Genomic DNA, 23,641 nt, shown 5'->3' on the forward strand with positions numbered 1-23,641 from the left:
TTCATTTATTGTAACTGTTCAGAGCCAAGCAGATTTGTCAAAAAAGGGCGTTGAATGCTTGCATTCATGAGCACTTTTTTGTACAAATCTATTTGGCGGATACGCCACACTGAGGAAACACGAAGTGTTTTCGAGGTTGGCTCTGAACAGTTACCATTTATTCATGGGCAAATCACAGCCCGGCGCATGATTTCATTTTCTTCTGCTGAGAGCGTGTCCAAAATGTATTTCTTAATATACGCCGTTATCTCATACGATGCTTTTATCTCCCGGGCATTTCTTCTGGCAGCGGGTGGATCCGCTTGCGATAATCGAAGCATCATATCCACACATCCGGCCCATCCCCCGGTCTGTTCATAGATTTCCCCGGGATCAAGATCACTCTCGAAGTAATCCGTCAGCTTTCGAATGTCTTTTTCTGTAAAATGCAGATGTTCCTGTGAAATGATCTGCATCTTTCTTTTCCATATAAGATCCAGAAATCCCTCATGCGGCCGATCCCGCCCGATCAGAATCGCATGCCATCCTGCCGGAAGGTTCCAAATGCAGTCTGCTATCTTCTTTATCGTAACCTCGCTAAGCGCCGAATGCATATCTTCAAAAATGATCCAGCCTGGTCTATTCCATTCTTCCCGGCTCTTTACTATTTCATCCAGCTTTTTGATGGCTTCTGCTTCTTCTTTCATTTCCAGAATATACGCTTTCATATCCGGATTTTTCCTCAGCAAAAGTCTGACAGCAGTTGTCTTCCCCGACGCCGCTGCTCCTTCTATATAAATAGAAGGGAATTCTTCCATTCCCCTCTCAAGTATCGCTGTCTTATCTATGTAAAATTGTTCTTCCGTAAGCGTTACATATGGGCTACTATTCTATTTCCACTCAGTTCCTACATTTGCTTCCACCGCTTTTTCATAGATCTTCTTGGCAGCCACCAGATCCTGAACCGCAACTCCTACGGTCTCGAAAACAATGATTTCCTCATCATTTTCTCTGCCTACGAGTTCCCCTTTCAGTACCATTCCAAGATCTCCTGTAAAGTCTTCTTCGGTGATGATTCCTTCTTCTAATGGAATCAGAATATCTCCGGATTCAGACAGCACCGCCTCTTTCGAATCGAAATAAATCTTGGATGCTCTCGGCAGGATTGCCGGATCCATCTCCTGCATGTGGTGCTGGTATGCTCCGACACAGCTAATGGTCGCTCCGGCTTTCACCTTTGTTCCGTCAAACACCGGTTTGGAAGATGGTGTCACGGTGATCAGAAGATCCGCGTCATCGATTGCTTCATCGGAAGAATGAACCGGAATAATCTTTGCTCCGTATGCCTTCAGTTCTTCCTGCATTCTTTCTGCAAATGCGGCAGTACGCTCATAATTCAGGTCATAAACCCGGACTTTCTCCAGTTTTCTTGCTTCCAGCATTGCTTCCAGCTGAGTCGCTGCCTGTCCTCCGGTCCCGATCAGTGCACCGATCCGGCAGTCTTTCTTCGCCAATACGTCGAATGCCGCGCCGGAAGCCGCACCTGTACGGATCTGGGTCACATAGGTTCCGTCAAGCACAGCCGTAACGATTCCGGTCTTTCCGTCAATCAGAAGAACCTGTGCCGGAGAGGACGGCTTTCCCTGGTCAATATTGTGCGGAAAAATGTTGACGATCTTCACCGCAGCGGTATCCATTTCTTCTACATAGGCCGGCATAAACAAAAAACATCCGTCATATTTCGGCGCCTGGATATTTGTTCTGAGCGGGGAATCGCATTTTCCCTCAACAACCAGACGGAACGCCTCCTTATCCGCCTCGATTGCATCCCTCATAGTAAATACTTTTTTAATATCTTCTCTTGATAATAACAGCATCTTTTCACTCTCCTAAAATCTTATTATTTGAATTTTGCGTCCAGTCCCCACGGCTGCATCGCTCCGCCTTCTTCTGCCGGGCGGCACATCTTTGCGTAAATGTTCAGGCATCCCTTCTCTTCCTTAAGCGGCGGGCATACCCAGTTTTCACGTCTTTTTGCCAGTTCCTCATCGGATACCAGAAGCGATACTTCACCGTTCGGAATATCGATCACAATCTCATCTCCATTTTCCACCAGTGCGATCGTACCTCCGTCATATGCTTCCGGTGAAACGTGCCCGATAATAGCACCGAAGTTAAATCCGGAGAATCTGGCATCGGTAATCAGTCCTACACTCTTATGTAATCCAAGTCCGATCAGAGCATCAATACTCAGCATCAGTTCTTTCATTCCCGGTGCGCCTTTGCATCCTTCATAGCGGATTACAATGATATCGCCAGGCACGATCTGTCCACCCTGAATTGCTTCAAATGCGGAACGGTCATTTTCAAATACTTTTGCTTTGCCTTTCATGTACTTCACTTCGTCATAAACCGCTGTCGGACGTACGATTGCTCCGTTCGGGGAAAGATTTCCGCGAAGGATCTTAAGTCCCGGTTCATGGAACAGCGGACGGTCCAGAGAATGGATTACTTTATTTTCCTGTGCGGTTACTTTGGACAGCACTTCGCTCCATGGACATCCGTACATGCTCGGTGCGTCTGTATGCAGTTTGCTCTCCAGCATTTTCATGACATTCGGTACGCCTCCGGCATAGTGAAAATCTACTACCGTATACGGGCCGCTCGGTACGACTGCATTGATGCACGGGATTTCCTTGGCATAATGTTCAAAGTCTTCCAGTGTCAATTTGATTCCCAGTTCGTATGCATAAGACAGCAGATGCAGTACCGCATTGGTTGATCCGGCTACCGCCATGTCAAACATGATTGCATTTTCCAGAACTTCCTTCGTGATCAGATCGGAAGGTTTTCTTCCTGCTTTTGCCATCAGAACCGCATATTTTCCTGCTTCACGGGCTTTGCGAAGTTTTGCATTATCGGTTGCAGGGATCGTTGACGTTCCCGGAAGTACCAAATTCAATACTTCCCCCAGCATCTGCATCGTATTCGCTGTTCCCATGGACGGACATGCACCAAATGACGGGCAGACATTGTCTTCCATTTCCATCAGTTCACTCTCATCGGCGCCTGAGAAACGTGCTGCATCCAGATCCGCTTCTACAACTGTTTTGCCGCAATACTGTCCCGGCTGCATAGATCCCCCTGTCACCACCATGGCAGGGATATCCAGGCGCATTGCCGCCAGATAGCAGCCGGCAATAATATTATCACAGGATGCAACCATAACCAGCCCGTCAAAATTGTGGACACGGCTGACAAATTCTACCGACATAGCCACGATGTCACGTCCCACCTGCTCATATTTCAATTCTTCCGCTCCATTTGCGATGTTTCCACAAGTTGCCGGAATTCCAAATTCTACCGGAACACCTCCTGCTGCCCAGATTCCTTCTTTTACCGCAGCTGCGATCTGGCGCAGATGTGCGGATCCCGGTGATCCCTCCATATATGAATTCGGTACACCAATATGCGGTTTCTTGCGGATATCACTATCTGAATATCCGGCCGCTTTCATCATCACTCGTCTATGTGCCGCTTCTGCTCCATTCCAGAATTCTGTTCCCATAAATTTCTCCTCCTATTTAGTATGCATTTGAGGCAGTGACTGGGTGACTATGTACCCGTCCCCCTCTTGACAAAAAACATTCATCCATGTTTATAATAAAAGATAAAAAGCAATTCGAAAAGCAAATTATTTTAATAGGTAGTATCACTTTTTTTAATAGAAGGAGTTCGCATGAATAAATATGAAATCATTCTGGATGTCTGCGAGACACACAGTATTTCTAAAACGGCCGAAAAACTGAATTATACGCAGTCTGCCATCAGCCAGGCGATCCGAAGTTATGAGAAAGAGCTTGGTTTTCCCTTGTTCAAGCGTTCCAAATCCGGCATGGATCTTCTGCTTGGCACCGAGGAGATCATTGAATCACTACGGATCATCTGCCGGGAAGAGCAGCAGATCAACCGGCTTGCGGCGAGACTGAACGGACTGGATACCGGCTATATCCGGATCGGTACGATCCAGAGCATCGCCTATCACTGGCTCCCGGATATTCTAAAGGAATTCTCTTCCGTCTATCCGAATATCAACTTTGAACTTACGGTCGATGGTTTCAGCGGATTGAAAGAACGTCTCCACAGCGGCGAACTGGACTGTATCTTCGTCTCCCGCTATTCTGTCCCGGAAGCTTCCTTTATTCCGGTGGGAACGGATGAGCTGATGCTGGTCACCCCCGCCGGCCACCCGCTTGCATTTCAGGCCGAAGTATCTCTTGCCGATATCGATAATGAGAACTTTATTCTTTCCTCTGATGGTCTGGATTACGAGATGGGAAATATTTTCGCCATGAACAACATTACCCCTAAGATCCGCTACCGGCTGAACGAGGATTTTGCCACTTTGAAAATGGTGGAAGCAGGTTTCGGTATTACCGTACTTCCGCGTCTTTTGCTGACCAATGCGCCTTTTGACGTCTGTGTCCGCTCTTTTTCCAGCCACTATACGCGTGTTCTGGGTGTCGCTTATTCTGAAAATGCAGCCGCAGCCCCGGCAACGCTCCGTTTTCTTGATTTTGTCAAAAGCCACAGCAATTCATAACAAGTAAAAAAACGAGTAACCTCTTCGATCCGGTTTGGTTACTCGTTTTTCTTATATGTATTCGTCTAAATCTTCTTTTACAGATCCAGTTTCAGATCGTTTTCTCCGATCCAGCCTTTCTTGCGCATCGGAATCGCGATCAGCCATGACAGAAGTCCCGGCAGGATAAAGCAGATCAGGAGCAGGCCGATCCAGTCCATTGCTGTGATCGCGGCTTTCGCTCCGTTTGCGATATCACTCACCCATCCGGTATACACACCGATCTGTCCCACAAGGCCGCAAGTTCCCATTCCGGACGCAACTGCTGCTCCGTTCATCTGAAGGCTGAAGATACAGGTGGCAATCGGGCCTGTGATTGCTGAAGCCAGAATTGGCGGGAGCCAGATCTTCGGATTCTTAACGATATTTCCCATCTGAAGCATGGAAGTTCCGATTCCCTGGGCAAAGAGTCCGCCCCATTTATTTTCCTTGAAACTCATCACAGCAAATCCCACCATCTGGGCACAGCATCCGGCCACTGCCGCCCCTCCGGCAAGCCCTGTCAGAGAAAGAGCCGCACAGATTGCCGCACTGCTGATCGGAAGTGTCAGTGCAATTCCTACGATCACAGATACCAGAATTCCCATAAAGAATGGCTGCAGTTCTGTCGCCCACATGATTGCAGTTCCTACGGTGCTCGCCGCCTTGCCGATTGCAGGCGCACATCCGAGGCTGAGCAGAACGCCGACTCCGATCGTCACCATCGGTGTTACAATAATATCAATTTTGGTTTCTTTGGAAACCAGTTTTCCAAATTCAGCAGCGAAAATCGTCACGACCAGAACCGCAAGCGGTCCGCCTGCTCCTCCCAACTCGTTTGCCGCCATACCTACCGCCGCCAGTGAAAATAATACCAGCGGAGGACACTGCAGCGCATATCCGATGGATACCGCCATCGCAACACCGGTTGCTCCCTTTGCATAAGCTCCCACCGTCACAAGGATCTCAATTCCGGTCTGTTCTCCAATCGTACTGATGATCGTACCGATCAGAAGAGACGCAAACAGCCCCTGGGCCATTGCACTGAGTGCATCGATCCCATATCTCTTTGCAGAGAAAATAATGTTCTTTTTCTTTAGAAACTCTTTCATAAACCCTCCATTTTCCATTGCCATCCGGCATGTCATCTCATCACTTGTCATCTGTCTTGTCACTTGTCGTTTCTATGAATATTATCCACATTTTTCGCATTTCGTCAATATCTTTTATTTCTTTTTTTCCCTATTTCTTCATATATTAATAAAAAATCTTATGGAGTCTCTATGTCCTATCACCTTCTTCACTCCCAGAAGAAACGAATTTCTCTCATTCTTCCCTTTTTCATAATTCTTACTATGCTGAACGGCTGCAGTCAGATCAGCTTTTCAACCAATGAAGATAAAGCATTTCGTAAATTCACCCACGATCTTTTTTGCCGTGAAGTTTCTTCCAACACGATCAGCCTTCACTACACCCTTCGCAACCCGGCCGATTACGGTATTTCGGACTGCCCCGTTACATACGGGAGCTTTCCCAGCGATCCGGATGCTGCTCTGGCTTCGATTGAGAACTGCCAGGCATCGCTTCATCAGTTTCATCCCGCCTCTCTTTCTGAGGAGAATCGGCTGACATACGAAATTCTGGACTCTTATCTGGATACTTCCTCACAAATGGCGGAATATCTCCTTTACCAGGATCCTCTATCGCCAATCACCGGCATTCACGCCCAGCTTCCTGTCCTGCTCTCGGAATTTCAGTTTTACAGTGTCGAAGATGCCGAAACATATCTGGAACTTCTGGAAGATACCGATGACTATTTTGATTCTTTGATTGCATTTGAAAATGCCCGTATCGACGTCGGCATGTTTATGCCGGATTATCAGGTGGATTCTGTTACGAGCCAATGCATTTCCTTTGTAGAAATGGGAGAAGATAATTATCTGTACGAAACATTTGAAGAACGGCTGGATTCTCTGGAGCTTTCCGATGAGGAACGGAGCAGCCTTATTTCACAGAACGACGCAGCGCTTCAGAATGTGATTTTCCCTGCATATCTGGAACTTGCCGATTCTTTAAATGCATTAAAAGGAAACGTAACGAATGAGAAAGGGCTTTGCTATTTACCCGATGGGAAAACCTATTATGAGATCCTGGTCCGCAGTAAAACCGGCATCTCCGATTCCATCGAAGATCTGAAGAAAATGACTCAAAAACAGATCATAGAAGACCTGACTGCCATGGAAGAGGTTCTTTATTCCGATCAGCTTCTGTCGGTTCTGGATTCCATGGCGCCTTCTTCGATGTTAAATGACCTGAGGCAGAAGATCAACGGTGCGTTTCCAGAGATTCCGGACGTAGAGACCTCTGTCAAATATGTCCCGACCGCTCTGGAGGATTACTTAAGTCCTGCATTTTACATGATTCCTGCAATCGATAATATTTCCGAAAACGTGATTTACATCAATCAGGGGCAGACTTCCGGCGGACTTTCCCTCTACACCACACTGGCTCATGAGGGCTATCCCGGTCACCTGTATCAGACTGTATATTTTTCTTCACAGAACGCCGATCCGATCCGCAGTCTCCTCGATTTTGGCGGCTATGTAGAAGGCTGGGCAACCTACGCAGAAATGATGTCCTACTACATGGCACCGATTTCCAAACCGGAAGCCAGCCTGTACCAGAAGAATACTTCTGTTCTTCTTGGGCTCTATACACTTGCCGACATCGGAATCCATTACGACGGGTGGACGCTGATCGATACCGCTGTGTTTTTCAAAGACTATGGGATCACAGACCTCGCAGCGATCCAGAATCTCTATGAACTCATCGTCGGTGATCCGGCGAACTATTTGAAATATTATCTTGGTTATCTGGAATTTCTGAATCTGAAGAAAGAAATCGCGGGAACACAAGGCGACGATTTCTCGCAGAAAGAATTTCATAAGGCCGTACTGGATGTGGGGCCTGCACCGTTTGATATTGTGTATGAATCTGTCAGAAAGGCACTTTCAAATTGAACAAAGACAACTAAAAAAGGAGGATCCTCCGGCACGCTATACTAGTACCGGTTGCAGGATTCCTCCTTCAAAAAACTGTTTTCAGCAAGACATCGTTTCTCACATCATCCCAGCCAACACCACACTTGCCGCCAGCCCCGCAAACGTAGCCACGAGCGCCCCGGCAAATGTGTATCTGGTCTTCGTCACCTTCGCCGTCATGAAATACACGGACATGGTATAGAAAATCGTTTCTGTACATGACATCGAGATGGAAGCGATCAGACCCACTCTTGAATCCGTTCCATATTCCCGGAAAATATCCAGCAAAAGGCCGGTTGCCGCCGAAGAAGAGAACATTTTCACAACCGTAAGCGGCACCAGTTCTCCCGGAAATCCGACATACTGTGTCACTCGTCCCAGAAGTCCGGATATGTATTCCAGGAATCCGGACGCTCTGAGAATCCCGACCGCCACCATGAGCCCGATGAGCGTCGGCATGATCTTGATCACCGTGAGGAATCCGCTCCTGGCTCCCTTGATGAAGGTATCATATACATCCACATTCATACTGATCCCATAGATCACAATGCCAAGAATCAGAAACGGTACAATAAGATCGCTCATATAGAGAAAAAACTGCATAAAAAACTCCGCTTGAATTCCTTATTACAAGTCTATTCAGCGGAGTTTTTCCCCATTCTTCCAAAATTCAAGTACGCCGAGTCTTTATCTTCTTTCAAGATAAATTTATTCCGACACAGGTTGTTCGAATTTGTTCATGTCATGCTTCATAATGTAGAAATACATCACCAGAAGCAGACTTCCTGCCAATACCCACGCGGCAGGACTTGCAAGGCACACACCCACATAGCTTTTTCTTCCGGCAGCGACCACGGCGACTACTCCTCTTCCGATCAGTTCCGCCACCCCTGCCATCATCGGCATGAGTCCATATCCCATTCCCTGGATTCCGTTTCGGTATACATTCACGATCATAAGCGGGACAAAAAACATCACCACACATTTCAGATAAATATCCACCGACTGCATAATCGTATTGACGTTATCAGAAACGAAAACATATGTCATATATTTTCCAAAGAACGCTATGAGCAATCCAATCACTGCCGAATAAACGCATCCCATCATTGTGACTGAACGGAATCCCTGATGGATTCTTCTTACTTTTCCGGCACCGATGTTCTGCGCCGAATAGGTCGCCATCGTTGTTCCCATCGCCACATATGCCTGATTTGCAATTTGTTCCACTTTCCCTGCTGCGGTAAATGCTGCCACTTGCACGGATCCCAGCAAATTCAATGACGTTTGTACCATCATACTTCCGATCGCTGTGATGGAATACTGAAGTGCCATCGGGAAACCCACTCTGAGTTGATTCCATATCAAATATGATTTGAACCGGAAGTCATCTCGTTTCAAATGTAAAACAGATACCTTTTTCACAATATAAACCAGGCATAAAACCCCCGAGATACCCTGCGCTGTCACGGTTGCCCATGCGGCCCCTGCCGTTCCCATTTTACATACAATAATAAACACAAGATCCAACACGATATTCAGGAGTGCCGCCAGTATCAGGAAATACAACGGAACCTTACTGTTCCCCAGCGCTCTTAAGATGCTCGACAGCAGATTATACAGCATCTGTGCAAAAATTCCCGCACAGATAATCATGATATAGACATAAGCATCCTGAAATATATCCTCCGGTGTCTTCATAAACCGTAGGAGCGGCTTCATAAATGCCATACTGACCACGGTAAGAAGTACAGACATCAACGTAGAAAGTATCGTCGCACTCGCTACTGTCTGGCGCATTGCTTTCATATCACCGGCTCCGAATTTCTGTGCAGTAAGCACCGTAAATCCGGCCGTCATCCCCATCACAAAACCAAGGATCAGAAACATGATCGTTCCGGTGCTTCCCACTGCCGCCAGAGCACCTGTTCCCACAAACTTCCCGACGATCACCGTATCCGCCATATTATAAAACTGTTGAAATACATTTCCAATAAAAACCGGGAGTGTAAATTCAAAAATAATCTTCCCGGGGCTTCCTGTTGTCATATCTTTCTGTAATGCCATGCTCTTTTGCTCCCCTTCTCATATATTGCTATCGTTCAAGCGACCGCCCTCCTGCTTTTCAAGTGCTATCGGAGAGCGGCCGCTTTCTTTCAAAATTCACAAATGCAATTATAAGAAAAATAATAGCAAAGCACAATTGACGTTTTTACAAAAAATATAGGAAAATACAATCTGTTTTTCGTAAGAATGATAAACCGGTAACAATTACTCCCTTGGAAGGATCTCACTATCCCACTTTCCATTTGTGAAATCCGGAATATCCACCACTGCTCCGCCTCTGGCAATAGACATTTCCGAAAGTACAGTAATTGCCATCCACGAAGCGGCATCGTAAACATCGATTGGCATAGGTGCATTTTCTCGAAGTGCACGGAAGAAAGTCCTAAATTCCAACCAGTCCATTCCATCATGTGTTCCCTGAACTCCTTCGGCAAGATACTCCTTCCAGACCGGATGCTCATACTGTTCTTCATAAAGGTGAGCATTGTTTATATTTGTCTTTCCCCAGTCAAAATCATGGGCAATATCCTCTTCTCGGTCCAGAAATACAGAATCTGTCACTTCCTCATACATTCCCGCGGTTCCCCGTACTGTAAAATTGCGGGTATAATATCGCGGCAAGGTTGTATCCAGTGTCAGCACGATCGTTTCACCCTTTGCACATTTAATGACCGTCGTCACGACATCTCCCTGTGTAAAAATCTGGTTCTTCAGAAATTCATCTTCAGGTTTATTCTTTAAAATGTAATCACGAAGTCCGGACGCCTTTGAAGCCGTTGATGTCAGTGTCAGCATACGATTTCCATGATTGATATTCAATATTTTGGCAATCGGTCCCAGATCATGTGTCGGATAGTTGTCACAGTTTCTTGACAGGTAATTTCTGAGGCGATAATGCCTGTTCTCTTTTCCAAATGTAACTTCCTTCCTGAGATCATGCTGGTATCCACCGGCGCAGTGCACGATCTCGCCAAATACGCCCTGCTGTACCATATTGAGTACCATCATTTCGCGTCTTCCAAAACAGCAGTTTTCCAAAAACATAAACGGTGTCTTTGTCTCTTCATAGGCTTTTACCAGATCCCAGCACTGATTCAATGTATAGGCTCCCCCTACTTCCATCGCAACTGCTTTCCCCGCATACATAGCAGCGATTGCGATCTCCACATGGCTTTCCCACGCCGATGCTATGATCACCGTATTCACTTCTTCATCCCGGATCACGTCCTCCGCATCTGTATATACATGAGGTCTGTCCTGACCCGCTTTGTTCACCAGTTCCGCTCCATTTTCCGCCCGGTCAGCATAAGAATCACAAACCGCCGTCACGTGTTCCCCCTGTCCAAGCACAATGTCTTCCAACAAATTCGCGCCTCTGCTTCCGAGTCCAATAAATCCAATCTTGATATCCGTCATATCATTCTCCTCCTTTATCTCCATAAGAATCACTTTTCAATTTCTCTGGACAATGCTATAATATCACCATCAAAAAGATATATCTATGGCTCATTAGCTCATATATGTGTACTTTTAGATCATTTTATAGACAAAGAATATGGGACCACTAAATCGCAGCATGCAAATGCAGAATCTGACACAGATACGGGAGAATATCGGTATGCAAAAAGAAAACATAGTCTGGATGGCCTATCATATTGAAGAGCAAATTATAATAAATAGTCTTTATTCATTATTTGAAATGCATTATAACGATGGGTATGCTTTTCAAGGGGAAACCCACAATTTCTGGGAATGCCTTTACGTCATAGACGGCAAAGTCTGCGTCTCCGGAGATGAGCGTGTTTACAACCTTACACGCGGTAATATCGTATTTCATAAACCGATGGAATTTCACAAATTTCTTATTCATGGGGAATCCGGTGCCGATCTGCTGATTTTCTCATTTTCTGCCGAAGGATCACTTACTTCATTTCTCAAAAACAAAGTATTTGCTCTGTCCGAATCCGAAAAAGAGATTATTTGCCGGATGCTCTCTTATATGAGATCCGAGGCAGATAATCTCTCTTCTTCGAATTCTAAAGGCATTGACTACCTGGAGTCTTTCGTTCACTCCCCCGCTTACTTTCAGACAGTGAGTACCTACATTCAGCAACTGATTCTTCATTTGTCCGAAAATGGAGTCGTATCCTCCACTTCCTCCGCACCGGATGCGGTATGCTTCAGCAGAGCAATCAGTTACCTGAACAGCAATATCCATCGCCAGCCGTCCATATCAGAAATAGCCAGGTTCTGCAACATCAGCGAAGCAGGAATTAAACGCATTTTTGAGAAGTTTGCGGGAATCGGCGTCCATAAGTATTTGATCAAACTCAAAATGAAGACCGCTTCCGAACTCCTTCAGGATGGAGAAAGTGTGTCTTCTGTCGCAATAAAGCTTGGTTTTAACAGCCAGAGTTATTTTTCCCGCGCTTATAAAAGGGAAACCGGCAGAATACCCTCCAATGAAAAACAAAAATAAACACGCTAAAGCAATGTCTGTTTTTATTGAATCCCTCCCAAATCGAACTCGCTCAGCCATTTCTTTGCAGCTTCCGCCACTTTCTTCAGGCAGTTTTCGTCAAACGGGCTTACCATTCCCGCATGCTCCAGAAGTTCCGTAAACACACGGCTTCCTCCCTGTCTGGTATATGCCATGTAGTGTTCCCACGCATTCTTCTGGTCTTCCTGAATCATTGCCCAGAACTCCAGAGCCACCGTCTGTGCAATACAATAATCGATATAATAGAATGGAAGCGAATAAATATGGTGCTGTCTCTGCCATCCTTCTCCTTCACTGTAAAATGGAATCTCGCCATCCAGTTTCATCCATGGCATGTAGATTCCCAACAGTTCTTTCCATACTCCATGTCTTTCCTTCGGTGTCATATTCGGTTTTTCGAACACAATATGCTGGAAATGATCCACCATCGTTCCGTATGGAATGAACGTCAATGCGCCGGCGAGATGACTGTACTTGAATTTGCGGGTATCTTCACCGAAGAATCCGTCAGCCCACGGCCATGCAAAAAATTCCATAGACATAGAATGTACTTCACAAGCTTCCATTCCCGGCCAGATCTGGCTGTACGGTACCCGGTCGCGATTCATCCATGCGGCAAATGCATGTCCCGCCTCATGTGTCACGACTTCCACATCTCCCTGGGTACCGTTAAAGTTCGCGAAAATAAACGGCACTCCATAGTCAGCAATGCTTGAACAGTAAGCTCCGGCTTCTTTACCGGGCGTTGATAATACATCAAGAAGTTCCTGATCCAACATGGTATTGAAAAATCTGCTGGTCTCCGGAGACAGTTCATCATAGAATTTCTTGCCTTGTGCAAGAATATCTTCCGGCTCCCCGCACGGCTTTGGATTTCCAGAACGGAACTTCAGCGCCGCATCCGCAAAACTCAGTGGATATTCCCTTCCAATACGTTTCGCCTGCTCTCTGCATACCGCATCCGCTACCGGCACAAGATATTTCACAACCGCCTCACGGAATCGACCAACCTCTTCTTTCCCATAACAATTTCTCTGCATTCTATAATAACCAAGTTCGGTATATCCGTCATATCCCAACTTCCTTCCAATCTGGTCACGCACATGAACAAGCTGATCATACAGATCATCCAGTTCCTTCTGATTATCCTTGTACCACTGCCCCTCCGCTTTCCATGCTGCAAGACGTCTGTCATCGTCCGCATCATTTTTAAACGGTGCCATCTGCGAAAGAGTATAAACATCCCCCTCAAACGGAATCTGCGCTGATGCAAGCAACTTCTCATACGTCGTCGCCAGCTCATTTTCCTTCTGCAGATCCGGGATGATCTCCGGTGCAAATGTCTTCTTAGCCATTTCTGCTTTTATAAACATTACATTACCGTATTCTTCTTCGAACTGTGGACGGAACGGGCTTTCCAGCATTGCTTTATTCCATTCCTGACGGTATTCTTCCAGAACCGGTCCCGATGTATTCCAGAACTTCATCTCGTCATCATAGAATTCATCCCTGGTATCAATAGAATGGCGGATGGATACCAGTGACTCCATGGTATCTACATGCTTCTCATACGTTTCCCTCTCAAGAAAAACAGCCTTCGCACTTTCATAGCTTTCCGCCCTTGCCAGACGCTCATTAAACTCATTTAATTGCACCTTAACCGCCTCAAGATCCGGGCGCTCATAAGGCATTTGTGAAAACTTCATTTCTTTGATCTCCTTTAGTGTTTCATGATTTTTCCATAAATCATGGTAACATATTTGAATAAGAATCACAATAGGATGACTGGGGGACGGGTACATAGTTACGGCTCTGAAGCCGAGGGGCGCTGGTCGTGGCAGGGGTTGGTGTCAAAAGCTATGTTTATAAACAATTAATACATTTTTTTAATACAAGGCTTTTAACCCAAGCATCGTAACAAAATGAATGTCTCTTTGTTAAATTATACAATACACACTTACCACAGCGGTACTCGCTTTCATTGTATCAATCCACGCTCCCGCGAGGGGAGCGACGAAGAAACCACTCGAAAACATCATTGTTGTAATCAAATTTCAATCCACGCTCCCGCGAGGGGAGCGACTATATCCGGGATGCAGGATCTTTGTCGCCGGCACGATTTCAATCCACGCTCCCGCGAGGGGAGCGACCCTGTCCTCTACCTGGCTATTGTGAATATCCAGATTTCAATCCACGCTCCCGCGAGGGGAGCGACCTCATGCTGGCCTCATATTTCTGTGACTCTGTTGTTATTTCAATCCACGCTCCCGCGAGGGGAGCGACATCACGCAGCTTCTCGATCGCATGGATGCAGTGATTTCAATCCACGCTCCCGCGAGGGGAGCGACACACAACCGCAACATCAGCTCTTGATCACGGAATATTTCAATCCACGCTCCCGCGAGGGGAGCGACGATGTCCATATACACTGTTTGTTATATCTCCTGAATTTCAATCCACGCTCCCGCGAGGGGAGCGACTATCTTACCTTTTTTGGCATTTCTTCATTATCTCATTTCAATCCACGCTCCCGCGAGGGGAGCGACAGCAAAATTGCACACATTCGCAATATTTTTTCAGGGAATTATGTGAATCTTGTCAAAATCTGCAAATAACGCTTACAAATTATAGCTTTTTCTACTTAATTATATGTTTTTTGCAATCATTTTCAAGTGCGAATCAACTAGTATTTTCTTGTTCACTGATAATTCGCACCAACTAATAACTACAGAACCAGTACATCGTCTATTGCAATTCCGCGTTCTACACCTATACTTTCAACTTTTGCTTTATATTTATTTCCTAAATAGTAAAACCTTAAACTATCTACTTCTGGATCAATAATATCCGACAACACTGATTTTAACTGGATGCATTGGGCATTATCAAGCACACATTCAAATACTGAATTCTGTACACGTCTACCATAATTCACACATTGCTTTGCAACTTTTCTTAATCTAGTTTTACCCGCAGATGTTTCTGTGTTTACATCATACGTAATTAATACCAGCATAAACTAATCCCTCACTTCCATAAAAAAGGTGGATACGCATCTAAATCTCCTCTCAAATATCTTGCCAGCAACATAGCTTGAACATAAGGTACCATTCCCCACTCAACCTTTTCCTTTAGAAAAGGATGTGTGAGAGTCTCACGCTTTTTATTCTGCCATTCCACTAATACAATTTTTCTGGTTTCATCATCCATCAAAACTGCACCATTCTCCTTTTTCTTGAATCCTTTTCCCGAGATCATTTTTTTATTTATCAAAGATACTACAAACCGGTCTGCAAGAACCGGACGCAATTCTTCGATCAAATCCAGAGATAACGAGACTCGTCCGGGGCGTTCAGTGTGAAGACATCCCACATATGGATCAAGACCAACCGTTTCCAATGCAGAAGTAATAGTATTGGTCAATAACGTATACACAAATGAAAGTAATGCATTTACGTTATCTGTAGGAGGCCGCTTTGTCCTTCCTTGAAAGAAAAAGTCTTTTTTCTGTTGAAGAATCAATTCATCAAAAACGCCAAAATATATTTGAGCCGCCTGCCCTTCAAATCCACGTAACTGTTCCTTTGCCCCACAATCGCGTACATCATTTAATGAATTCTTCAGATTTTCTGATGCCTTTTTCATTTTCTCAACATCCACCTGTAAACCATGATCCCGCGTTGCTCTCTCTAACACCCATCTGGCATTATATATTTTCCCAATAATACAATTCTTTGCAACATTCAAGCTGGTTTCATCATTCAGAAAACTCCTATATTGCTGTTCACGTAAAATCACATTCCCTTTGACTTTTCCACTTACTCTTGCCAAAAATTTCCCCTGAGGTGACAAATAACATAAAGAAATATTTCTGTCTGCACATGCTCCCATCAGCGCCGGACTTGTCCCTTTATATCCAAACGAAACGATTCCTTCTAAGTTATGCAGTGGAACTCTTCCTTTCTCACACCCGTTCTCTGAAACAACTACATTTTCCCCATCAAGAGACACATAACTGTCTTCTGATGTAATATACAATGTATTCAACAATTTTTTCACTGCAAATCCCCCAATGCCTGCTCAATATACTCACTTACTGTAGATGCTTTCTCCATTTTGGGCATACATATATCCTTTAATGAACAAGAATTACACCTTTTACTATATTTCACTTTTGGTGTATACTTATCTGCATAATATTGATGCATTTCTTTTACCATATCTTTTACATGTTTCCTTAATTCGCCGGTAAATTGAATAATTTCTCTTCTTCTTGTTTCTCCATAAAAAAGTGCGCCTTCTGAAATATCCGTAGAGAACATTTCCTCCAAACACAATGTCTGTGCCGTCAATTGCAAAATATCTTCTTCGGACTCCTTAGGTTTTCCTTTTTTATATTCTATCGGATATATTTCAAAAAATCCTCTATGCCCATACAACTTTACTCCCTGCTCTTTTTTGTGAAATTCTACTACATCGCATTCTCCACTTATTCCGAGTAAACGTGAAGAAATCGGAAGTGCTCTTGTAATAAGCACATCCTTTCTCTTCTCTGTCAAGTATGGATCATGCGCTTTTTTATGCATTAATTCTCCAATCACTGTATGTTCATTTTCTGCCCATTGTTGTTCAATATGGATCAAGGCCCATTGTCTTCTACAGAAGCTAAAATGTTGAATCCCAGAAATCATCAAATATTCATCTTCTCTGTATTCCATTATATTTTCCTTATCAATTCCACTGTATCCGGTATCATATCTTCGCATATATTGATCGTATAATCCTGATATTTTCTCGGATATACAACCTCTTCCTTCCTTTTCACTTCCACAGAGTCGAACAATTTATATGCCGGGCAATCTCCCAGTTCCTTACTATGCTTAAACACAATTAATTCGCGAACAGCCATCTTTCCCCGTGCTGCGGAATGGTCGTTCTCAAACATATTAATAATCGCTTCCCACAAAAGTTCTAAATCATCCTCTGAGAATCCTGTCACTTTTCTTGCAAGATTTGCCGAAATATATCCTTCTACTCTGTACAGAGCATACGGAACAATATTTTTACGTCCCATTTCTGTACTTTTATTCTCAGCATCTTTTTCGGTAGTAATTGCCACTCTGGTTATCGTAACTTCCTGACTTACAATCGGATCAATACTCCTTGCAAATCCAAGTTGCACCGGCCCCCTTACCTGCCCACAATTTAATGAAGCCTTTACAAATGTAGTCATGACTGCTCCAAATGTTCGAATGTCATAAAAATTTCGACACATGAAATCCCTGATTTTCAAATCGGCATCGGGATCTTTCTTCTTCAGTTCTTTCACTGTCTTTTCATTTACCCCAAGATATTCAAAAGCTTTATTATCACTTCTGTTAAGGGGAACATCTTCTTTAATATATATACTATAACCTGGTTCATCCTCTTTTACTGTCTCAACATAATTTCTTATTTTACGTTTCAAGCACACATCCGTAATCAGTCCATATCCTGTCTCAGGATCTATTCTCGGCATATTGCCCGCATCAGGATCTCCATTTGGATTTCCATTTTCAATATCAAATAAAATTACAAATTCGTGTCTGTTTTTAATTACCTCACTCATTTATTCTTCCTCCTTTTTTTCATATAATTTCTGTACTTGATGATAATATCCTAAAATAAAATGCCCCTGTTCTTCTAGTGTAAGACTTTTAGGAAATTCTGTTATTTTCCCCAGCAGTTCTGCCAGTACACCTTCAAAATATGCCTTTCTCCATTCTTTTTGTCTTCCTATTTTTCGAAGATGGCTGTTCTTTAGTTTCATCAAAATCGGAAAGACTGAAGCCGGATTTGAACAAGCTGAATTGAAATATCTATCTTTTATCGTTGAATTAATCTCCGGGCTGGCATCCTTCTGTATGTATTCGAGTATTGCAAAAATTCTCCCCAACACATATGCCGTATCATTTGCCTCCTGATTCAATACCACAAAATCCTCCTCCTTTTCTAATGCCTTATTTTGAATTAAATATGCTTTTATAATCGAAGCTCGTCCCCATGTAATCCTCCCTTGCTCTGCTCTAACCCTTATCAATATATCGTTATATAGACTTTCAGGATACCTTCCATTTTCCAGGATTGCTCTTAAAACCGCTCCCGGAAGATTCGGTATCGGCTTTTTCTCTTTAGCTTTTTGATTAACAGTCTCATTTAACATGCTTCCAACACCTAAATATTCCCGTTTTTCCCAGGACGGTTTTACCAATTTCATTCTATTGTAATGCTTTTGAAGATGATCCAGTATCTTTCCAAAACTGTCCTCATAAAAAAAGCGGACTGCCAATCTGGCTGCATTAGGCGCCAATCCCAAAACATAAAATTTTTGATTGATATTCAATTTGATTCCATTTACATCAATTGCCCGTCGTTCTTTTAAATTCTTGAAAATACTTTTTATTATTTCCTGATTATCATCTCGTGGTTCTAAGAATCCACATAACAGATCTTGATATACCTCTTCTCCATCTTCTGCCCAAAACACAACCGTTGTATCTCCAAATTGAAAAACATAATCTCTTTGTGCCAAAAGATAATTTAACGCTGTCGTATAAGCAAATGCTGCATATCTTCCTACCGGTGCATTGTAACTCTGCTCTTTTCCATAAGATTCAAATGCAGGGGCATTAAAAGATACCAGCGCCGCTCCACTGGATTGTGCTCCTTGTACACCTTTTATCGTCGAATGGATTCTTGCAATTTCATCTTTTTTTCCTGTAACAAGGCATGTCCCCGACATTTTTCCTTCTTCCTGATTCAGAAAATCTTCCCATGCCGTATGTATCGCCCCATCATCCTGTGCTTCGTTTTCATTCATTACGAAAATCAAATTACCTCCATCCGTAATGTCTTCCCATATTTCTTTTAGCTTGTCATGCTCTTTTGCATTCTCCGGATTCCATGTACAGAAAAAATTTCTTATGGCTTCTGCCATCTCTCCGCTCACTGATTTCAATATTTTTAAATGCTTTTCTTTAGAAGCTTCAAAACATTCCTGCACTCTTTTCCCATTTCCCGATGTGTCAACTCCCAAAATGTATTTCGAGTTATCACAAAGGAAATTAGCCAGTACCCCTGAAGAACGGGAAACTGTCTGTGGAACCGTTCTGTATACAGGTACCAGTACCTTTATTTTTCCTCTTTCCATCTCCTGTTTTAGAGTTATCACTCCTTTTATTCTTCCATTTACATCCAGATTCAAAGCATAGGACACTTTCGCTTGACACCATCCTTGTGCTGCGACTTTGTTATTATCCAATAACGCTTCATAATAATTCACCAATGCCTGCAGAATCATCGAATCACCTCACAGTCTTTCAAATCGATCACTCCTTTTTTCATAATTGCCCTGAAAAACATAGGCTGGATATTCTCTGGATTCGAATAATCCATATCATAGAGCATAAATCCCAAATCCCGTTCATCCTCATCCGAATAAGCTGTATGAATTTCCTCTTCTTCGCACAAGCAAAATCTTACCGGGAATTCTCTGCATCCAAAATACGGCGTATGAAAACACTCCCCTTTCCTTAATCTCCGCATAATAATATCCTTAAATTTCCCAGAATTATCACTGATATTTGCCTTATCCGTCATTTCAAAATGTGCTTCAATAACATATTCCACATTTCGAAGCAATATGGAAGATCTTTGTACAATTTCTGCTTTACTGCTAAGATAAAGCCTTTTAGGACTCCCATTATACACTGGTAATACATTATTAGCCGATACCTTGCTCTTTACTTCATTCCTTCTGACACTTGTGAATTGTATTGGTTTATTTACATAAATCTTATCAATAATCCATCTCATCCCAGGATGCCAATAGACTGCTTCCAGAATTCCTCTGGCTGCCGAAGGTGTCATGACATCATAAGAACATCTTTCCACTTTCATCTCCGGTCTACTGAATAATGCATAGTCGCCCCATACTTTTACTCTAACACCTTTTGCCATGGACATTCATCTCCTTTTACTATAAAATCTCCCCTTTTCTATAACATGCCGCAATATAATCTCGTGGCTGAAAATAAAAGTCTGTGTTGTAATCAGAAATTTTCTCATCAATCCACGAATGATATACTTCCCAGATCCCCTCAACTATATCCTCATCTGAATAGCTGTCCTCAATCAGTCTTTCATAGACTTCTCCTATCGCCCAATAATCCGGTATCCGAAACCTACATTCTCCGACATTATCAAAGGTTCCTGATGTCATCTGACATTCATTCATAAATTCGTATGCGACCTTTTCTATTGGCTCACAGTGTAATATATCTGAATATTCGTAAATTCTTTCTAAAGTTTTTTGCCCCAGTTCGTCAAGGATTTCCTCTCTCCTTTTCTTCTGAATTCTTCCTATATATTCAATCAGACTGCATGTATAAAACAATTTATTATTATTTTTTGCGCCCATATACTTCCTCACTTCCAAGAAACGTTAATGTATCTAAAGCTGAAATCGTATGAAAACTTATTTGGTGGGTCGGATGATTAAATCTTGCCAATTCCCAAAAAGCCGCTCGCGAAATTTTTTTATCAATAAAATTTTGAACATAATTAAAAATTGCATCATCCGCCATTGGTCCCTCTACAATGTCAAAGGTATGTGATTTTCCCAATCTACATGCAACAATAAAATCCAACCACTCTTCCGTCATCGTATCAAATTTTAAATATTTCAATTCCGCATTTGGTACATAATCATACTTATTTACGTACCCTTTGTTTCCATATCTAGTTGCCCACCGTTCCGCCTGCATTTTATATTCAGTACAATAAAAGCCAAAATAGAAATCCTTGTTAAATACAGCTTTCCTTATTTCTGGATATTCTACTACCTCTTTGCTTCCATGATATAAAATCATAATATCTCCTTTCCTTAATACGATTTTTCATCTTAATTTAACATAATACTACAATACAATTCTAAATATTGTCAATATCTATTTTACCATTTGACAAGTTATTTGTTCTTTCATTTTTTAATATCATATGATATAGTGAAAGAGTCTTTTGGTTTTTCCCAATTGTGGATTGAAATATCTTTATTTATCATTAACTGTTAATGGAAAGGGAAGTGCATATTGCACTTCCCTTTCCATCATATTAATATTGCCTCACCATATTCACTATCCAATGTAAGCCCCATGTCATCTGTATATTTTCCCAGAGAATTCAAAACATAGCAATCCGTCTTGGAATCCCCTGTTATTTCACCCAGCATTCCTAACGCGTACATCTTATTAAAATCATTTTCATAAACATTGACACAATAATGTCCCATTTTCCGCACAAGTTCTTTCGTGAAGCCTTTGATTCTTATTTGTGATAATAGTATCTGCGCTGCCTCTTCTTTTGGGACAAGAATAGATTTTGTTTTTTCCTCAATCAACTTGAATTCTCTGGCGGCACTAGCAAACTGAAAATTTCCTTTTCTAAACTTTTTCAATATTCCTTTTTTATCCAGACTATCTCCGCGGAAGTGATACAACATTTCGAAATACTGTTCTATCGTATTCAACTCTTCCAGATTTTTGTTTTCTTCAAGCAGACCTTCTGTTACTTCCATTTGCTGTCTCTGCCCTTGCACATATTCCTGTTGATCCAGTTTAAAAATATACGTAAAACATTCTGTTTCCGTTCTTTTACCTTCTCGGTTACATCTGCCTGCTGCCTGTATAATAGAATCTGCTCCAGCCAGCTGTCTGTATACCGTCTGAAAATCCAGATCCACCCCAGCTTCCACAAGACTTGTAGATACCACAATACATTTTTCCTGTTTCTGCAGCCGTTCTCTGATTTCATTCAGCACTTTCTTTCTATGAACAGGATACATAGCTGTTGACAGATGATAAACGCCTTCTCTCTTTATACGCTGATAAATATTTTGGGCACGTTTTTTTGTATTTAGAATACAGAGTGCTTGATTTTCCTGTTCCAGTCTTTGAATCAATTCGCTTTGCGTTATCTTGTCGAGATTTTTCACAGAAACACGTTTAAAAAAAGAAAATTGTTCATCCATTCGCGCACACAATTCCCTAATCTTTATTTCCGGTGATAATAATTCTTTTAACGCAGGCTGTGTTGCTGTGCATAATACAATGCTGCTGCCATAATAACGCAATAATTGTTCCAGTACACTTATACATGGTTTCAGATAATCATTTGGAATCATTTGCGCTTCATCAAAAATAATAACACTGTTAGTCATGTTATGTAATTTTCTGCACTTAGATGGCTTATTTGAAAATAAGGACTCAAAAAACTGTACACTCGTAGTTACTATGACTGGCTTATCCCAATTTTCCGTCGCAAGCTGCATCGGTTTCAATTCCTCGTTCAATTCATAATCAACGGCACAATGACATTCTAATACATTATCTTGTCCCAGTATATCGGCAAATATCTTTGCATTTTGCTCAATAATACTGGTATATGGAATCACATATATGATTCGCTCCATATGATGTTCTTTTGCATGCTTTAAAGCAAACGCAAGCGAAGAAACCGTTTTCCCGCCTCCGGTCGGAACAGTAAGCCGAAAAATCCCTTTTTGTTCTTTCCCCATCTCTAAACAATGCTTTAGAATTTCTGTTCTTCTCCCGTTTATTGTGTTTAAATCATCGTTATCAAGCCATCCGGAAATATGTGATTCCAGCTTTTCAAATAACTTTTCTATAGGCTCCCCATTATTTCTGATACTTTCCCCATCCATAAATCGTTCTGTATCAAGATAATCCGCATCAACAAGACAGGAATAAATCATTCTTATCAACATACTTGCAAAGAAATCCAGATTTTCTCCTTCAACTGGTTGAAAAGACAAATTCTTTAATTCGGGGATTTCAATTTCTTCCGTAAATCTCTGGTAATCTTCCAGACTCTTTTTAAGTCTCCCCAGCATTGTTCCTTGTGTACTCATATCACTAATGCCACCCGTGTCAGGCAAACCTGCGTGATGTCCCGCAATACAATAACTCAAAAACTGATGTGCTCCTTTTTTATCCCAACACACTTTTGCTCCGGCCGTAGAATGGTCTACCTTTTCTTCATTACCATGAAGTCTTTCCTGGAATTTTAGGGAATATTTTCCTATGTCATGCAAAAGTCCACAGCAATATCCCCATTCATATGCACCAAAATTATCTGCAAATTTCCCAGCAAGCTCTGCTGTGTTCTTTAAATGTTCTTTTAACAATTGCTCATCATGTTTGGCATTTATATGTGCTAAATATTTCATATTCTAAACTTGCCCCAGTGTTTCATGATTTTTCCATAAATAATGGTAACATACTTGAAAAAGAATCACAAGCACTCAATGCGGAGAGCTGTATTTTTCCAGCTGTTACTTTTCTGTATATCTTGCACTTTCCATCTACTCATGCTATT

20 protein-coding genes and 1 CRISPR repeat array are annotated in these 23,641 nt (G+C 42.6%); of the genes, 3 read left to right on the forward strand and 17 right to left on the reverse strand.

Going from position 1 to position 23,641, the window contains the following annotated elements:
- Window positions 1–161 precede the first annotated feature (161 nt).
- From ACTNA4_RS06775 to ilvD, 3 genes are all read right to left on the reverse strand, one after another.
- Window positions 162–797: a hypothetical protein gene (locus ACTNA4_RS06775; RefSeq protein WP_441029253.1), complete on the reverse strand. Its 636-nt coding sequence runs from the start codon at window positions 795–797 to the stop codon at window positions 162–164.
- A 72-nt stretch (window positions 798–869) separates the two neighbouring features.
- On the reverse strand, window positions 870–1,856 hold the full coding sequence (locus tag ACTNA4_RS06780) for an ornithine cyclodeaminase family protein (RefSeq protein ID WP_441029255.1): 987 nt from the start codon (window positions 1,854–1,856) through the stop codon (window positions 870–872).
- A 23-nt stretch (window positions 1,857–1,879) separates the two neighbouring features.
- A complete protein-coding gene (gene ilvD, locus ACTNA4_RS06785; protein ID WP_427805929.1) occupies window positions 1,880–3,547 on the reverse strand; it encodes a dihydroxy-acid dehydratase in 1,668 nt (555 codons plus the stop codon).
- A 171-nt stretch (window positions 3,548–3,718) separates the two neighbouring features.
- Here ilvD and ACTNA4_RS06790 point away from each other — a divergent pair, with 171 nt between their 5' ends.
- On the forward strand, window positions 3,719–4,582 hold the full coding sequence (locus ACTNA4_RS06790; RefSeq protein WP_427805930.1) for a LysR family transcriptional regulator: 864 nt from the start codon (window positions 3,719–3,721) through the stop codon (window positions 4,580–4,582).
- A gap of 77 nt (window positions 4,583–4,659) precedes the next feature.
- Here the strand turns inward: ACTNA4_RS06790 and ACTNA4_RS06795 are convergent, their stop codons facing one another.
- Window positions 4,660–5,712 (reverse strand): PTS transporter subunit IIC, encoded by a 1,053-nt coding sequence (locus ACTNA4_RS06795; RefSeq protein WP_441029330.1) that lies wholly within the window; start codon window positions 5,710–5,712, stop codon window positions 4,660–4,662.
- Window positions 5,713–5,883: 171 nt separating this feature from the next.
- On the opposite strand from ACTNA4_RS06795, the gene ACTNA4_RS06800 reads away from it, so the two are divergent.
- On the forward strand, window positions 5,884–7,620 hold the full coding sequence (locus tag ACTNA4_RS06800; protein ID WP_441029257.1) for a DUF885 domain-containing protein: 1,737 nt from the start codon (window positions 5,884–5,886) through the stop codon (window positions 7,618–7,620).
- Window positions 7,621–7,719: 99 nt separating this feature from the next.
- Here ACTNA4_RS06800 and ACTNA4_RS06805 read toward each other — a convergent pair whose 3' ends face one another.
- The 3 genes from ACTNA4_RS06805 to ACTNA4_RS06815 form a co-directional block, all read right to left on the reverse strand.
- The gene (locus ACTNA4_RS06805) at window positions 7,720–8,244 is read right to left on the reverse strand and encodes a spore maturation protein (protein ID WP_427805932.1); all 525 of its coding nucleotides are present in this window, start codon (window positions 8,242–8,244) and stop codon (window positions 7,720–7,722) included.
- Between the two features lie 105 nt (window positions 8,245–8,349).
- Entirely contained in the window at window positions 8,350–9,708 is a 1,359-nt protein-coding gene (locus ACTNA4_RS06810; RefSeq protein ID WP_441029259.1) for an MATE family efflux transporter, read from the reverse strand.
- A gap of 204 nt (window positions 9,709–9,912) precedes the next feature.
- Window positions 9,913–11,124 (reverse strand): Gfo/Idh/MocA family protein, encoded by a 1,212-nt coding sequence (locus ACTNA4_RS06815; RefSeq protein WP_441029261.1) that lies wholly within the window; start codon window positions 11,122–11,124, stop codon window positions 9,913–9,915.
- 202 nt (window positions 11,125–11,326) lie between these two features.
- Here ACTNA4_RS06815 and ACTNA4_RS06820 point away from each other — a divergent pair, with 202 nt between their 5' ends.
- On the forward strand, window positions 11,327–12,187 hold the full coding sequence (locus tag ACTNA4_RS06820) for an AraC family transcriptional regulator (protein WP_441029263.1): 861 nt from the start codon (window positions 11,327–11,329) through the stop codon (window positions 12,185–12,187).
- Window positions 12,188–12,210: 23 nt separating this feature from the next.
- On the opposite strand, the gene ACTNA4_RS06825 is transcribed toward ACTNA4_RS06820, so the two are convergent.
- From ACTNA4_RS06825 to cas3, 10 genes are all read right to left on the reverse strand, one after another.
- Window positions 12,211–13,914, reverse strand: coding sequence for a M3 family oligoendopeptidase (locus ACTNA4_RS06825; protein ID WP_441029265.1), 1,704 nt, complete (start codon window positions 13,912–13,914; stop codon window positions 12,211–12,213).
- A 277-nt stretch (window positions 13,915–14,191) separates the two neighbouring features.
- Window positions 14,192–14,754: a CRISPR direct-repeat array (repeat unit 32 nt; unit sequence ATTTCAATCCACGCTCCCGCGAGGGGAGCGAC).
- 179 nt (window positions 14,755–14,933) lie between these two features.
- Window positions 14,934–15,224 carry a CRISPR-associated endonuclease Cas2 gene (cas2, locus tag ACTNA4_RS06830; protein WP_427820664.1) on the reverse strand — a complete coding sequence of 97 codons (291 nt, stop codon included), beginning with the start codon at window positions 15,222–15,224 and terminating at the stop codon, window positions 14,934–14,936.
- An 11-nt stretch (window positions 15,225–15,235) separates the two neighbouring features.
- On the reverse strand, window positions 15,236–16,267 hold the full coding sequence (gene cas1c, locus ACTNA4_RS06835) for a type I-C CRISPR-associated endonuclease Cas1c (protein WP_427820663.1): 1,032 nt from the start codon (window positions 16,265–16,267) through the stop codon (window positions 15,236–15,238).
- Window positions 16,264–16,926 carry a CRISPR-associated protein Cas4 gene (cas4, locus tag ACTNA4_RS06840; RefSeq protein ID WP_427820662.1) on the reverse strand — a complete coding sequence of 221 codons (663 nt, stop codon included), beginning with the start codon at window positions 16,924–16,926 and terminating at the stop codon, window positions 16,264–16,266. Before cas4 ends, cas1c begins: the two co-directional genes overlap by 4 nt.
- Entirely contained in the window at window positions 16,926–17,816 is an 891-nt protein-coding gene (gene cas7c, locus ACTNA4_RS06845; RefSeq protein WP_427820661.1) for a type I-C CRISPR-associated protein Cas7/Csd2, read from the reverse strand. The genes cas4 and cas7c overlap by 1 nt, the downstream gene beginning before the upstream one ends.
- Window positions 17,817–19,547, reverse strand: a complete 1,731-nt coding sequence (cas8c, locus tag ACTNA4_RS06850) for a type I-C CRISPR-associated protein Cas8c/Csd1 (RefSeq protein ID WP_427820660.1) — start codon at window positions 19,545–19,547, stop codon at window positions 17,817–17,819. It abuts the gene before it with no gap.
- Window positions 19,544–20,206 (reverse strand): type I-C CRISPR-associated protein Cas5c, encoded by a 663-nt coding sequence (gene cas5c / locus ACTNA4_RS06855; protein WP_427820659.1) that lies wholly within the window; start codon window positions 20,204–20,206, stop codon window positions 19,544–19,546. The genes cas8c and cas5c overlap by 4 nt, the downstream gene beginning before the upstream one ends.
- A 19-nt stretch (window positions 20,207–20,225) precedes the next feature.
- Window positions 20,226–20,666, reverse strand: coding sequence for a hypothetical protein (locus ACTNA4_RS06860; RefSeq protein WP_427820658.1), 441 nt, complete (start codon window positions 20,664–20,666; stop codon window positions 20,226–20,228).
- Window positions 20,650–21,117 carry a DUF3990 domain-containing protein gene (locus tag ACTNA4_RS06865; protein ID WP_427820657.1) on the reverse strand — a complete coding sequence of 156 codons (468 nt, stop codon included), beginning with the start codon at window positions 21,115–21,117 and terminating at the stop codon, window positions 20,650–20,652. The genes ACTNA4_RS06860 and ACTNA4_RS06865 overlap by 17 nt, the downstream gene beginning before the upstream one ends.
- Before the next feature lie 236 nt (window positions 21,118–21,353).
- Window positions 21,354–23,492, reverse strand: coding sequence for a CRISPR-associated helicase Cas3' (gene cas3 / locus ACTNA4_RS06870; RefSeq protein WP_441029267.1), 2,139 nt, complete (start codon window positions 23,490–23,492; stop codon window positions 21,354–21,356).
- Between the last annotated feature and the right edge of the window lie 149 nt (window positions 23,493–23,641).

It is taken from the genome of Bariatricus sp. HCP28S3_A7 (assembly GCF_052066375.1).
Taxonomy (GTDB): Bacteria; Bacillota; Clostridia; order Lachnospirales; family Lachnospiraceae; genus Allocoprococcus.

Excerpts from the sequence above, each read along its gene's own strand:
- ACTNA4_RS06775 (WP_441029253.1), bottom strand. The coding sequence starts at position 797 with ATGGAAGAATTCCCTTCTATTTATATAGAAGGAGCAGCGGCGTCGGGG.
- ACTNA4_RS06780 (WP_441029255.1), bottom strand. The coding sequence starts at position 1,856 with ATGCTGTTATTATCAAGAGAAGATATTAAAAAAGTATTTACTATGAGG.
- ilvD (WP_427805929.1), bottom strand. The coding sequence starts at position 3,547 with ATGGGAACAGAATTCTGGAATGGAGCAGAAGCGGCACATAGACGAGTG.
- ACTNA4_RS06790 (WP_427805930.1), top strand. The coding sequence starts at position 3,719 with ATGAATAAATATGAAATCATTCTGGATGTCTGCGAGACACACAGTATT.
- ACTNA4_RS06795 (WP_441029330.1), bottom strand. The coding sequence starts at position 5,712 with ATGAAAGAGTTTCTAAAGAAAAAGAACATTATTTTCTCTGCAAAGAGA.
- ACTNA4_RS06800 (WP_441029257.1), top strand. The coding sequence starts at position 5,884 with ATGTCCTATCACCTTCTTCACTCCCAGAAGAAACGAATTTCTCTCATT.
- ACTNA4_RS06805 (WP_427805932.1), bottom strand. The coding sequence starts at position 8,244 with ATGCAGTTTTTTCTCTATATGAGCGATCTTATTGTACCGTTTCTGATT.
- ACTNA4_RS06810 (WP_441029259.1), bottom strand. The coding sequence starts at position 9,708 with ATGGCATTACAGAAAGATATGACAACAGGAAGCCCCGGGAAGATTATT.
- ACTNA4_RS06815 (WP_441029261.1), bottom strand. The coding sequence starts at position 11,124 with ATGACGGATATCAAGATTGGATTTATTGGACTCGGAAGCAGAGGCGCG.
- ACTNA4_RS06820 (WP_441029263.1), top strand. The coding sequence starts at position 11,327 with ATGCAAAAAGAAAACATAGTCTGGATGGCCTATCATATTGAAGAGCAA.
- ACTNA4_RS06825 (WP_441029265.1), bottom strand. The coding sequence starts at position 13,914 with ATGAAGTTTTCACAAATGCCTTATGAGCGCCCGGATCTTGAGGCGGTT.
- cas2 (WP_427820664.1), bottom strand. The coding sequence starts at position 15,224 with ATGCTGGTATTAATTACGTATGATGTAAACACAGAAACATCTGCGGGT.
- cas4 (WP_427820662.1), bottom strand. The coding sequence starts at position 16,926 with ATGGAATACAGAGAAGATGAATATTTGATGATTTCTGGGATTCAACAT.
- cas7c (WP_427820661.1), bottom strand. The coding sequence starts at position 17,816 with ATGAGTGAGGTAATTAAAAACAGACACGAATTTGTAATTTTATTTGAT.
- cas8c (WP_427820660.1), bottom strand. The coding sequence starts at position 19,547 with ATGATTCTGCAGGCATTGGTGAATTATTATGAAGCGTTATTGGATAAT.
- cas5c (WP_427820659.1), bottom strand. The coding sequence starts at position 20,206 with ATGGCAAAAGGTGTTAGAGTAAAAGTATGGGGCGACTATGCATTATTC.
- ACTNA4_RS06860 (WP_427820658.1), bottom strand. The coding sequence starts at position 20,666 with ATGGGCGCAAAAAATAATAATAAATTGTTTTATACATGCAGTCTGATT.
- ACTNA4_RS06865 (WP_427820657.1), bottom strand. The coding sequence starts at position 21,117 with ATGATTTTATATCATGGAAGCAAAGAGGTAGTAGAATATCCAGAAATA.
- cas3 (WP_441029267.1), bottom strand. The coding sequence starts at position 23,492 with ATGAAATATTTAGCACATATAAATGCCAAACATGATGAGCAATTGTTA.